The sequence below is a fragment of the Photobacterium salinisoli genome, from assembly GCF_003614885.1.
Lineage (GTDB): Bacteria > Pseudomonadota > Gammaproteobacteria > Enterobacterales > Vibrionaceae > Photobacterium > Photobacterium salinisoli.
In genome coordinates this window covers 349,639-362,756 of record NZ_QZMS01000007.1, presented here as the reverse complement: position 1 = coordinate 362,756, position 13,118 = coordinate 349,639, and the positions used below count along the sequence as shown (strand labels likewise).

The following is a 13,118-nucleotide window of genomic DNA, read 5'->3' as shown; positions in this document are numbered from 1 at the left end:
CATGTACGCGCTGACCAACTGCCGCATTTTTACAGGTAGCGATGTGCTGAATAACCACGCTGTTATTATTGACGGAGTGAACATTCACGCTGTATGTCCTGAGGCAGAGCTACCTGCTGATATGCCCACTCAGGACCTTGACGGAGCAAACCTGTCTCCTGGCTTCATCGACCTTCAGCTGAATGGCTGTGGCGGAGTGATGTTTAATGACGAAATCACCGCCGACACCATACAGACCATGCATCGGGCAAACCTGAAATCAGGCTGTACGAGCTTTTTGCCCACACTCATTACCTCGTCCGACGAGGACATGAAGGCTGCGATCAAAGCCGCTCGTGACTATGAAGCGCACTACCAGAATCAATCACTCGGACTGCATCTGGAAGGGCCATACCTGAATGTCATGAAAAAAGGTATCCACAGCGTCGAGCATATCCGTCGTTCCGATGAGGCCATGATCACTACGCTGTGCGAGAATGCTGACATCATTACCAAAGTGACTCTGGCGCCAGAGCAAACACCGGCAGAGCACATTGAGCGACTGGCACAAGCAGGTATCGTAGTATCTGCGGGGCACACCAATGCAACCTATGCTGAAGCACGCAAAGGGTTTGCTGCCGGTATTACTTTTGCCACCCACCTGTTCAATGCCATGACTCCCATTGCTGGCCGCGAGCCTGGCATGGTGGGCGCTATCTATGATACGCCTGAGGTATATACAGGAATCATTGCTGATGGCTTTCATGTTGATTATGCCAATATTCGTATAGCCCACAGAATTAAAAAGGAAAAATTAATTCTGGTTACGGATGCAACAGCACCAGCAGGAGCAGACATAGATCACTTTATTTTTGTCGGTAAGAAAGTATATTACCGCGATGGCAAGTGTGTGGATGAAAATGGCACACTCGGCGGTTCAGCCCTGACGATGATTGAAGCTGTTCAAAACAGTGTTGAACATGTAGGTATTGCCCTGGACGAAGCGATTCGCATGGCCACCCTGTACCCTGCCCGTGCCATAGGTATGGATAAGACACTGGGGGCTATCAAAAAAGGCATGGTGGCTAACCTGGCAATTTTTGATCGTGATTTCCGTGTCCGGGCGACAGTGGTTAACGGTAAATACGAGCAAACATAACTATGAATGGCGGACAAATCGGTAATGTCGACCTGGTAAAACAGCTGAACAGTGCAGCAGTTTACCGGCTCATTGACTTGCAAGGCCCAATTTCTCGCATACAAGTGGCAGACGTCAGTCAATTAGCCCCGGCCAGCGTGACCAAAATAACCCGCCAATTGCTGGAACGCGGCCTCATTAAAGAGGTCGCACAGCAGGCTTCAACCGGTGGCCGACGAGCCATCTCGCTGACAACTGAAGCAGCTCCCTTCCACTCTGTCGCCGTCCGTCTGGGTCGCGATTATATCGAACTGACCCTGTACGATTTAAGTGGTAAGAGTCTGGCTGGCACAGCGCATCACTTTCCTTATTCAAATCAGCAAGAACTGGTTGATGGTTTACTTGAGCATATCAGGCAGTTTATCGGTGCCAATCAGACCATTCTGAGGGAGCTGATTGCATTTGGCATTACGCTACCAGGCCTGATTGATCCAGAAAAAGGGATTGTCGAGTACATGCCCAATATCTCGGTCGACTCTCTGGCTCTGGCAGATATCATTACTGATAAATATGGCGTTTCCTGCTTTGTCGGTAACGATATCCGCGGGCTGGCACTGGCTGAACATTATTTTGGCGCCAGTCAGGATTGTCGGGACTCTATTCTGGTCAGTGTCCACCGTGGCACAGGGGCAGGCATTATCGTCAATGGCCAGGTATTTCTCGGTTATAACCGCAACGTCGGTGAAATCGGCCATATCCAGATTGATCCACTCGGTGATAAGTGCCAGTGCGGTAACTTTGGCTGCCTGGAAACCGTTGCCGCCGATCCTGCGATTATTCGCCACGTGAAAGCGCTCCTGGCACAAGGTTACCCAAGCAGCCTGCAAAAGCTCGAAGATGTCACTATGCCTGCTATCTGCGAAGCAGCCAACCAGGGCGATGAGCTGGCGACCCAGGCTCTGGTCAAAGTGGGTTACCAATTAGGTAAAGCACTGGCAATGACAATTAACCTGTTCAACCCGCAGAAAATCGTTGTGGCGGGTAATATCACCTTAGCCAAGGATATTGTTTTTCCTGCTATCCGCCGATGTGTTGAAACCCAATCGCTGTCAACCTTCCACCAGTCACTGCCTATTGTTGAGTCTCAGCTCTATACGCAGCCGACTATTGGTGCGTTTTCCATGATCAAGCGAGCCATGCTCAATGGCGTTCTATTGCAGCGCCTGCTGGAAGATTAATTCTACGCCGGGAAGCCCTTCCCGGCTGATCTCTCAAAAACCCTGTTTTTTGTAGGGCATGTATCGCCACAGACATGCCCTGTGTTATATTCCCCATCATTGCAACTAATTGAAATACCAACGCTTATCAATAGTCTGGAAATCACATTTCATGATGGATCTGATTTACATTATCGCCGCGTTTCTCGCAGGTTATCTGGCACTACGTGCCAAACTCCCGCCACTGGTTGGATTTTTATTAGCAGGATTTACTTTAAATTCATTCGGTTACACCTCAACCCCGGTTATCAATACACTTGCTGATCTGGGCGTAACCTTACTGCTTTTCTGTATCGGACTTAAGCTCGATATAAGAACCCTGTTACAAAAAGAAGTCTGGGCCGGCGCCACAATACATAACCTGCTCACTACCCTTCTGTTTACACTGGCCCTGTTCGGTTTAAAGCAACTCGGCTTAGGGATTTTCAGCGAGCTTGAACTGGCACAGCTAGCCTTACTGGGTTTTGCCCTCTCCTTTTCCAGTACGGTATTTGCCATCAAGGCGTTACAGGAAAAAGGCGAGCTGAATGCAACCTATGGCACTATCGCCATCGGTATTCTCGTCATGCAGGATATTTTTGCAGTTATATTTCTGACGGCATCAACCGGAAAGCTACCAGAGATCACCGCACTGGCCTTATTCGCATTGCCCTTGCTGCGCCCCTCTTTGTTTAAGATTATGGATAAAGCCGGGCATGGTGAAATGCTGGTGCTGTACGGCATTTTCCTGGCGCTTGTTGCCGGGGCCGGTTTGTTCACTTTTGTGGGTATGAAAGCCGATCTCGGCGCACTGATCATAGGAATGATGCTGGCGGCCCATCCCAAATCCTCAGAGCTGTCCAAGTCACTGTTTAACCTCAAAGAACTTTTGCTGGTTTTCTTCTTTCTCAATATTGGTCTGGCCGAGCCTGCAACATGGACCGGCTTCTGGCTCGCTGTACTGCTGCTGGCATTATTGCCGCTGAAAGGTTTACTTTACTACTTGGTTTTCCACGGCTTCCACTTCCGGGTACGCACTTCGCTGCTCGGCACCTTAACACTCTTTAACTACAGCGAATTTGGACTGATAGTCGCTGGGCTCGCCTACAGCCTGGGCTGGTTACCGGGTGATTTTCTTGTCGCCATCGCTATCGCAGTATCACTCTCTTTTCTGCTATCAGCACCGCTTAACAGTTTTAGCCACCGTATCTATATGGAAAGTACCCGCTGGCTTAAAGAGTTTGAGCCGGAAAAACTCAACAGCAATGACAGGCTGATTGACTTGGGCAATAAACAAATTCTTATTCTGGGCATGGGCCGTATTGGTACCGGAGCTTATGAAGAAATGATCCGCCGCTTTGGCCCGCAAGTCGTCGGCATTGAAAACCGGGAGGAGTCAGTGGAAGAGCACACCAAAGAAGGCCGCCATGTCATTCTCGGTGATGCCACCGACCCAGACTTCTGGGCCAGGGTGGTATCTCGCCATCAAACACGGTTAATTTTACTGGCTATGCCGCACAGTCAGGCGAATGCATTCGCCCTCGAGCAGATCAGACAATTGGGCTATAAAGGCAAAATTGCCGCTATTGCCCGCTATGAAGATGAAGAAGCGACCTTGAGAGAACTGGGTGTCGATGCCGCTTTCAATATCTATCGTGAAGCTGGAAACGGTTTTGCTCGCCATGTCTGCGAGTCGGTGACTACCGACATCAAATCCTTTTAATTGGCAGCGTGTTACTGAATGGCAGCGAAAGTTGCCATTCAGTATTTGGTCCAAAAACTTCCTGATTTAAGATTTCATTCGGTTAAAATCGATTATATTAAATAATATTCACCAAAGGTGAGTTTTTTACATTGATATGGGATTTTTGGTTGCTTTTATTTGTTGAATACGCAATTTTAACAATCAGAACGAAACAAAAGCTCAGGAATAAAATAATAAACCCTTTCTTAATCGCTTTGTTTCCCCAAGTTTAACTTTATGTTGGAGTAGTCAGTATGTGCTCAGTATTCGGGATTTTAGATGTAAAAAGTGACCCATCAGCCCTGCGTGAAACCGCGTTGGCAATGTCAAAGAAAATGCGTCACCGCGGTCCAGACTGGTCAGGTATCTATTCATCAGACAAGGCCATTCTTGTCCACGAGCGTCTGGCCATTGTTGACCTCAACAGCGGCGAACAGCCACTGTACAACACAGACAAAACCCATGTACTGGCCGTCAATGGCGAAATCTACAACCACAAAGACTTACGTGCTGAACTGGCTGCCGATTACCCGTTTCAGACCGAATCTGACTGTGAAATTATTCTGGCTCTGTATAAAGAGAAAGGCCCTGAATTACTCGACTACCTGAACGGTATCTTCGGTTTCATTCTGTATGATGAAGCGCAGGATGCTTACCTGATTGGTCGTGACCACATTGGCATCATCCCGCTTTATCACGGTCATGATGAACACGGTAACTATTATGTCGCATCAGAAATGAAAGCATTGGTGCCCGTGTGTAAAACCATCAGCGAATTCCCTCCGGGTCATTATCTGTGGAGCAAAAAAGGCGAACCGGCTCAGGCACCTGTCCGTTATTACAAACGTGACTGGATGGAATTTGACGCGGTTCGTGATGCAGAAACAGACAAAGACAAACTGAAAAAAGCCCTGGAAAGCGCAGTGAAGCGTCAGCTGATGACGGACGTTCCTTACGGTGTTCTGCTGTCTGGCGGCCTGGATTCCTCAGTTATTTCAGCGATCACCAAGCAGTTTGCCTCTCGCCGTATTGAAGATGACGAGAAGTCTGATGCCTGGTGGCCGACACTGCATTCTTTTGCTGTTGGCCTGGAAGGCGCGCCGGATCTGAAAGCCGCCAAAAAAGTGGCCGATCATATCGGTACGGTACACCACGAGCTGACTTATACGGTTCAGGAAGGCCTGGATGCAATTCGCGATGTGATTTATCACATTGAGACCTACGATGTCACAACGATTCGCGCCTCCACACCTATGTATCTGATGTCACGTAAAATCCGTGCCATGGGTATCAAAATGGTCCTGTCGGGTGAAGGGGCGGATGAAGTATTCGGTGGTTACCTGTATTTCCACAAAGCACCTAACACACAGGAATTCCATGAAGAAACAGTGCGTAAGCTGCTGGCTCTGAACATGTTCGACTGTGCACGTGCGAACAAATCCATGGCAGCCTGGGGTATTGAAGCGCGTGTGCCATTCCTGGATAAAGAGTTCCTGGAAGTTGCTATGAGCATCAACCCACAAGACAAAATGTGTGGGAACGGCAAAATTGAAAAACACATTATCCGTGAGTGCTTCGGTGACATGCTGCCTGAATCTGTAGCATGGCGTCAGAAAGAGCAGTTCTCCGACGGTGTAGGTTACAACTGGATTGACACGCTAAAGGCCGTGGCCGCAGAGAAAGTCACGGATCAGCAGCTGGAAACCGCCCGTTTCCGCTTCCCTTACAACACACCAACCTCCAAAGAAGCCTACGTCTATCGTGAAATCTTTGAAGAGTTGTTCCCACTGGAAGATGCGGCAAAATGTGTACCGGGTGGCCCGTCCATTGCCTGTTCCAGTGCCAAAGCCATTGAATGGGATGAGAGCTTTAAAAACAGTGCTGACCCATCTGGTCGTGCGGTGGCTGCCGTCCACAACGAAGCCTATCAGAAGGCTTAATACCGAGCGTTACTCCATCCAAGAGCGCGTCCGCCTTTGCCTGACTTATCTCCGCACGCAAAGGCAACAAAAAGGGGCCAGGAAGGCCCCTTTCCCCTTTTTACCACCCGCACTACTGCCTCATCGACTTATGTCTTGCCACACTGTACCTGTTACAACTGTACCCACAAACTAACAACGGGTAGTCCTGTTGCATCACAACTTAATGTACGCGCAGCACAGCGCGGGAACTCTGGATAGCACAAATGAAAAAAGGAGCCAAAGGCTCCTTTTGATTGCTGTTTCTTAACCGCTTAGCAGCGCGCTACGATTATACGTCGTAGGTTGTGGAGGCAGTATCGCCGCCTGTGCCAGTCCAGTTGGTGTGGAAATACTGACCACGTGGCTGATCGATACGCTCATAGGTGTGCGCACCAAAATAGTCACGCTGAGCCTGAATCATATTTGCCGGCAGACGCGCAGTAGTATAACCATCCAGGAAGGTCAGTGCAGATGTCAGACACGGCATTGGCAGACCAATTTCCAGAGACTTAGCTGCAACTTTACGCCATGCTTTCATGCCGTTTTCCAGAATTGCTTTGAAGTAGGGATCTGAGCCCAAGAACGCCAGTGAAGGGTCCGCTTCAAACGCATCACGAATGTTACCCAGGAAAGCGGATCGAATGATACAGCCACCGCGCCACATCAGGGCAACATTACCGTAATTCAGATTCCAGCCGTTGTCGTCAGACGCCTGACGCATCAGCATAAAGCCTTGTGCATAAGAGATAATCTTAGAAGCCAGCAGTGCCTGACGTACCGCTTCCAGCCACTCTGCTTTATCGCCTTCAACGGCTTCTACTGTTTTGCCAAACAGCTTCTCTGCATCTTCACGCTGACCTTTCAGCGAAGACAGGCAGCGCGCAAACACAGATTCGGTGATCAGTGTCAGCGGGATACCCATGTCCAGAGCATTAATACCTGTCCATTTACCCGTGCCTTTCTGGCCGGCAGAATCCATGATTTTCTCAACCAGCGGCTCGCCATCTTCATCACGGTAAGCCAGAATATCAGCAGTGATTTCGATCAGGTAGCTGTTCAGCTCAGTCTCATTCCAGTCACGGAACGCCTGCTCCATTTCTTCGTGAGTCATCCCCAGACCGGTTTTCATGAAGTGATACGCTTCGCTGATCAGCTGCATATCGCCGTATTCAATACCGTTGTGAACCATTTTCACAAAGTGGCCAGCGCCTGACTCGCCAACCCAGTCACAGCAAGGTTCGCCCTGCTCAGTTTTAGCGGCAATCGCCTGGAAAATAGGCTTCACAAATGGCCATGCTTCCGCATCACCACCTGGCATGATAGACGGTCCGAAACGAGCACCTTCTTCACCACCGGATACGCCGGCACCGATGAAACGCAGACCTTTGTCTTTCAGGTAGTCCACACGGCGGATGCTGTCCGGGTAGTTAGAGTTACCGCCATCAATGATGATGTCGCCTTTATCCAGCAGCGGGATCAGTTGCTCGATAAAGCTGTCGACCACGTCACCGGCACGCACCATCAGCATGATTTTGCGAGGGGCTTCCAGCTTGTCTACCAGTTCCTGCAGGCTGTAAGCGCCCTGGATCTTAGTGCCTTTAGCCGGGCCATTCAGAAATTCGTCGACTTTGGCAGCTGTACGGTTATGCGCAACGACCTTAAAACCGTGGTCATCCATGTTCAGGATCAGGTTCTGGCCCATAACGGCAAGGCCGATTACACCAATATCACCTTTCATTAATTTATTCTCCAATCGCTAACTTACTGGCTGCTACTGCATCCAAATACCATTCTGTCTTTCCGTTACGCGCCTTAATCTTGGCGGCCGGATAAGGCAGGCTATCGGCGGACTGAGAGTGGATTTCTGCCACAATCTCGGTTTTACCCGCACCGATAACCAGATAAGAAATTCGTTTTGCTGCTTCCAGCAAACGTGCTGACTTACTGACACGTAACTGACCGCTTTGCGGATGAGGTGCAACCAGACTTAAACCGGGTTCATCATAGTCAGTCTGTCCCGGGAAAAGAGACGCAGTATGACCATCGTCGCCGACACCAAGTAAAATCCAGTCAAAAACAGGCAGTCCATTCTCAACCGGAATTACCGCAGCCATTTCTTCTGCGAAACGCTTCGCTTCAGCCTGTGGTTCATCTTCACCACGGATACGGTGGATATTTTCTGCCGGGATCGCAACGTGATCAAACAACAGTGCCTGGGCACAACCATAGTTACTTTCTGCATCATCCGGCGCAACACAACGCTCGTCGCCCCACCAGAAATGCAAATTCTGCCAGTTAACGCCTTCGGCATACGGCGCCTGGGCCAAAGCGGCAAACAATTGCTTAGGCGTGCTACCCCCCGACAGCGAAATATGCACAGGTTTCTCTTGCTGGCTGATTGCCATCATGTCGTCAGCCAGGCTCTTCACCACGGCTTGTGCATCAGCATGAATTTTAAGATCAGTCATAGTTATAACTCGCAATATTCGGTATCAGTCAGGTTTGAGCACGGGAAGCGCCACTGACGGTTATCCCTGGCCAGCAGTTCATCGGCTTCTTTCGGTCCCCAGGTTCCACAAGCATAACCAAACAGGGCATGCGGATCCTGATTGAATGACAGAATCGGCTGGACATAACGCCAGCAAGCTTCAACCGCATCGCTGCGCGCAAACAGGGTTGAATCACCGGCCATGGCATCCAGTAACAAACGCTCGTACGCCGTCAGCACATTGCTGTCAACCAGTTCGTCGTAACGGAAATCCATCGCCACTTCCTGGGTTTTGAAGCCTGCGCCCGGGCGTTTCAGAGCGAAGTTCATCAAAATACCTTCGTCAGGCTGGATACGCAGGACAAGCTTGTTATCGGGTGCATCTTTACCAAATACCGGGTGCGGCGTTTTCTTGAAGTGAATAACCACTTCAGTGACTCGCGTTGGCAGGCGCTTACCGGTGCGGATATAAAACGGTACACCGTTCCAGCGCCAGTTATTGATAAAGGCTTTCAGGCCAACATAGGTTTCGGTACGGGAGTCTTCAGCAACACCCGGCTCTTCACGATAACCGGCAAGCTCTTTTCCGCGTAATTCAGAAGCTGTGTATTGCCCCAGAACCAGGTTCTTACGCAAGTCTTCTTCAGACAGCGGTTGCAGGCTATTAAGCACTTTGGCCACTTCATCACGCATCACGTTACCGTTGATGGCCGATGGCGGCTCCATAGCAACCATGGCCAAAACCTGCAGCAGGTGATTCTGCAGCATATCGCGAACCGCACCTGCGTTTTCGTAATAACCACCACGTTCTTCCACACCCAGGAATTCCGCAGCGGTGATCTCGACGTAATCAATAAAGTTACGGTTCCACAATGGCTCAAACATACCGTTAGCAAAGCGGAATACCAGCAGGTTCTGAACCGTTTCTTTACCCAGGTAGTGGTCGATACGGAAAATCTGGCTTTCTTTGAAATGCTTGTGCAGTTTCTTATCCAGTTCCTGAGCCGTTTCCAGGTCATAACCAAACGGTTTTTCGATGATCAGTCGTTTCCAGCCGGTGCTTTCATCGTTCAGACCATGAGCAGCCAGACTGGCCGGGATCACATCATATAAACTGGGGGGAGTGGCGAGATAGAACAGAGTGTTACGAGGAGCAGCAGACTGAGTGGCTTTTTCTTCCAGTCGCTGTTGCAACTTACCATAGTCATCACAATCTAACGTGTTGATGGCCTGATATCCAACATGCTGACAAAATGCAGCCAACTTCTCGGGATCCGTTTTCTCAGTTTTGATCAGAGAAGTCCGGACTTTTTCTCTGTATTCCTCATCACTGTTTGCAGTACGGCTTACGCCAAGGATAGAGAAATCAGAAGGTAGCATCTGATTAACATACAGATGATACAGCGCTGGGATAAGCTTACGATACGTTAAATCGCCTGAGGCACCAAAAATAACAATATCGCTGTTTTCAGGTATGACCATGTTCTTTATCTTTCCCTAACAGGTATACAAGTTTGACGGGTCTAATTCCGGCAAAGCATAACATTCAGAACGACAATGTGCTGATGTCCTGGCCTCTCAATTTAATAGGTTATACCTATCAGAATGTAGAGTTCCCCAAGATGGAGCACACTATATCTGCATTTGTCACAAAGTTACATCCCGCTAATTCTATCAACTGACATAAAAACTGAAACACGAAGGCTGGATAAAATATCCCACTGCCCGCTCATTTCCAGATCGCTTGCTTTACTTTGTCGAGTGACTTGACCTTAAATCACATGAAAAACGCAAAAAGCACCGCGAAGTTGAGCGAAAATCAAAATATGAATATTTTACCTTCTGAAAAAAAATCATGGTAAGCAGGTCAATACTGCGCACTTTTTGTGTCCCGTCTTTAGTTCAAAATCATCCTCGCCGGCCCGTTTTCATCACGACATGCTGAGTGCCTTATTGAGTAGGCTTTCTGAAAGTAATTAACAAAACCTATCAAACGAAATCGATTGCCTGAATATAACCGTGGCTGTTAGCCCAGATCCATGCCCTTTTTGCTATCGCTGAATAACAAAAAACCGCCAAAATGGCGGTTTTTTACAAACATGAAAGTCTCTATTTTTCACCGGTATCGGGATATCAACGCTCCCAATACGCCTCTTCCAGACTGTCTTCCCGCTCGGGTAATCCTCGCGACAAACGTGGAGAGTGCTGAGCCAGTACTTCGTAACTGACGCGATTCGAATACAGGCAGATCTGAGAAAACGATGAATAAGCCAGGAAATCGTAGCTGTGCTTGCTGGATTTTGGCACATTTTCTTTATGGTAACGGTTCGCCGCCATATCATGCAGCAATGCAGACAGTGCGCCGTCCCCGGCACCATTGGTATTTTTTATACGCTCCGGTCCACCCATATAAGGGGCGATGTGCGAATAAACCCGAAGAGGCGTTTCACAATCAGCTTTGGTCATCGGTCGGCTGAATTCGTAGCGGTTAAACTCAGGAATTTCACCAGGCAACAGCGGCAGACTGGTGGCTCGCTTCGTGCTCTCTTCTGTATAACCTGCTGTGTACAAACCCACCGGTCCCGCAGTGCACAACACAAAATCAACCCAGTCCAGTGCTTTATCAGAAGCCAGCAATGGATCGGCAAATCCTGTCAGGGCTTCGGCTTCGTCTTCATTCATGGCGACAACCGTAACATGATCGCGCAGGAAATCGCGCCACCATTGAGGATCGTCTGCTATCACAAATTTGGTACCCAATGTCAGTACAACCGGGACATCGTATTTTTTGGCATACTGAATAGCACGCATGGTAGCTTCCGGCATTGGATCGCCTTCTTTGCAACGCACCAGATAGGCCGTCAGCACCAGCGCAGAGGCACGTTCGAAGATCGATTCCGGGATACTGTCCGGTTCCAGCTGGTTCATCCGTCCTTCGTTGATGGCAAACGTCCGTTCTCCATCCGGAGTGATCAGGGCAAAACAGCGGCCAATCGGCCCGTCCACAGGCTGGAGATTATTCAGATCCATACGGCTGGATGTGTTCACCAGATACCGGTATGCATAGCTGCCAATCTGGATATCCTGGCTCATCACGCCCAGAAGCACGGATTTATCATCAGCCAGTACAGAATAATTGTGCAGCGTGTTTCCTATCGTACCACCCGCAAACTCATGGCGAATCAGGTCTTTTTCTTTCAGCTCACGATAAAGCGCTTCTGCCGCCTCTTCCGCGATAACCAAAGAGTGCCCTTTGCTCAGCGCATAACGACTCAGGAACTCATCATCGACACAGGCTTCAATGTCCACCAGCGTTTGGTCTATGCCAACGACATGGGTACGCGCAAGCGGTTTGCTGCTGGCCTGAGTCAGAAGCGGATCTCGGGCATGGACGGGAAAATAGTGTTTTGATTTACGTTGACCAGGAAATTTCATGATATCGCGCTGCCGGGTAGAAAAAACTTGCGGATGATATCACAAAATATAGTTCAGTGAAGAAATGGCTCGAACAATAAGTGCGAGCCAGATCATGGTATATAGCGAAGTTAAGAAAAGGTTACCAGCCCTGAATATGCTGTTTGATCAGGTTTTCCATCATAGCAATATGGGCACTGTTATCATTGAGGCAGGGGATCAGGTTAAAGGTTTCACCACCGGCATTGATGAAGGCATCTTTACAGCCCTCCGCTATCTCTTCGATGGTTTCCAGACAATCGACTGAAAAAGCAGGGCAAATCACATCCAGCCGCTTAACCCCTTTTTGGGCCAATTCAATAATCGTTGGCTCGGTATAAGGCTTTAGCCATTCTTCACGACCAAAAATCGACTGATAACTCATGCTCATCTTTTCTCTTGGCATCGCCAGGGCTTCCGCCAGAAGAGCTGTTGTCTCGTTACAGTGCTCGGGATAAGGATCGCCCAAGTCCGCGTAACGTTTTGGAATGCCATGATAAGAACACAGCAGATAGTCGGGTTCTCCATGCTCAGCCCAGACATTAGTCACCGATTCAGCAAGCGCCGAAATATAGCCTGGGTGGTCCTGATAATGGTTGATGAACCTGAGCTCTGGCAGGTAATCCGTCTGATTAAGGCTGCGTGCCACTTTGTCAAACACGGCAGCTGTTGTCGTGCGCGAATACTGCGGATATAACGGTAAAACAATTACCTTTCGGCATCCCTGATCATTGAGCATCGATAAGGCCGACTTAATGCTGGGGTTCCCGTACGTCATACCCAAAGCTACCGGTATGTTCAGCCTTGCCTCCAGCGCATCGCGTTGTCGCTGAGAATAGACCATCAGCGGCGAGCCTTCCTCAAGCCAAATCGACTGATACAGTTTCGCAACTTTGGGAGAACGGATAGGAAGAATTGCCCCGTACAACGCCGGTCGCCATATCCACTTAGACAGATCGACGACACGGGAGTCACTCAAAAATTCGCCCAGAAAGCGCTTTACCGCCGCTGGGGTTGCTTCATCCGGTGTACCCAGATTGACCAAGAGTACGCCAATGCCTTTATTCTCCATCATCACCTACAGTTCATTTTGTTATTC

At 49.2% G+C, this 13,118-nt stretch carries 9 protein-coding genes; 4 read left to right on the top strand and 5 right to left on the bottom strand.

Annotated elements, in window-relative coordinates; genetic code table 11:
• Position 1 precedes the first annotated feature (1 nt).
• The 4 genes from nagA (at position 2) to asnB (ending at position 6,057) form a co-directional block, all read left to right on the top strand.
• Positions 2-1,138, top strand: coding sequence for an N-acetylglucosamine-6-phosphate deacetylase (nagA, locus tag D6M16_RS02395; protein ID WP_120510404.1), 1,137 nt, complete (start codon positions 2-4; stop codon positions 1,136-1,138).
• Between the two features lie 2 nt (positions 1,139-1,140).
• A complete protein-coding gene (nagC, locus tag D6M16_RS02390; RefSeq protein WP_027252649.1) occupies positions 1,141-2,355 on the top strand; it encodes a DNA-binding transcriptional regulator NagC in 1,215 nt (404 codons plus the stop codon).
• Between the two features lie 154 nt (positions 2,356-2,509).
• A complete protein-coding gene (locus tag D6M16_RS02385; RefSeq protein WP_120511841.1) occupies positions 2,510-4,096 on the top strand; it encodes a cation:proton antiporter family protein in 1,587 nt (528 codons plus the stop codon).
• 275 nt (positions 4,097-4,371) lie between these two features.
• Complete coding sequence (gene asnB / locus D6M16_RS02380) at positions 4,372-6,057, top strand: asparagine synthase B (RefSeq protein ID WP_120510403.1); 1,686 nt, start codon at positions 4,372-4,374, stop codon at positions 6,055-6,057.
• 310 nt (positions 6,058-6,367) lie between these two features.
• Here the strand turns inward: asnB and gnd are convergent, their stop codons facing one another.
• From gnd to hemH, 5 genes are all read right to left on the bottom strand, one after another.
• Complete coding sequence (gene gnd / locus D6M16_RS02375; RefSeq protein ID WP_120510402.1) at positions 6,368-7,816, bottom strand: decarboxylating NADP(+)-dependent phosphogluconate dehydrogenase; 1,449 nt, start codon at positions 7,814-7,816, stop codon at positions 6,368-6,370.
• Between the two features lie 4 nt (positions 7,817-7,820).
• Positions 7,821-8,546, bottom strand: coding sequence for a 6-phosphogluconolactonase (gene pgl / locus D6M16_RS02370; protein ID WP_120510401.1), 726 nt, complete (start codon positions 8,544-8,546; stop codon positions 7,821-7,823).
• Positions 8,547-8,548: 2 nt separating this feature from the next.
• A complete protein-coding gene (gene zwf, locus D6M16_RS02365) occupies positions 8,549-10,048 on the bottom strand; it encodes a glucose-6-phosphate dehydrogenase (RefSeq protein WP_120510400.1) in 1,500 nt (499 codons plus the stop codon).
• A gap of 651 nt (positions 10,049-10,699) precedes the next feature.
• Positions 10,700-12,001: an inosine/guanosine kinase gene (locus D6M16_RS02360; RefSeq protein WP_120510399.1), complete on the bottom strand. Its 1,302-nt coding sequence runs from the start codon at positions 11,999-12,001 to the stop codon at positions 10,700-10,702.
• A 121-nt stretch (positions 12,002-12,122) separates the two neighbouring features.
• Positions 12,123-13,091 (bottom strand): ferrochelatase, encoded by a 969-nt coding sequence (gene hemH / locus D6M16_RS02355; RefSeq protein WP_205576853.1) that lies wholly within the window; start codon positions 13,089-13,091, stop codon positions 12,123-12,125.
• Positions 13,092-13,118: the final 27 nt, after the last annotated feature.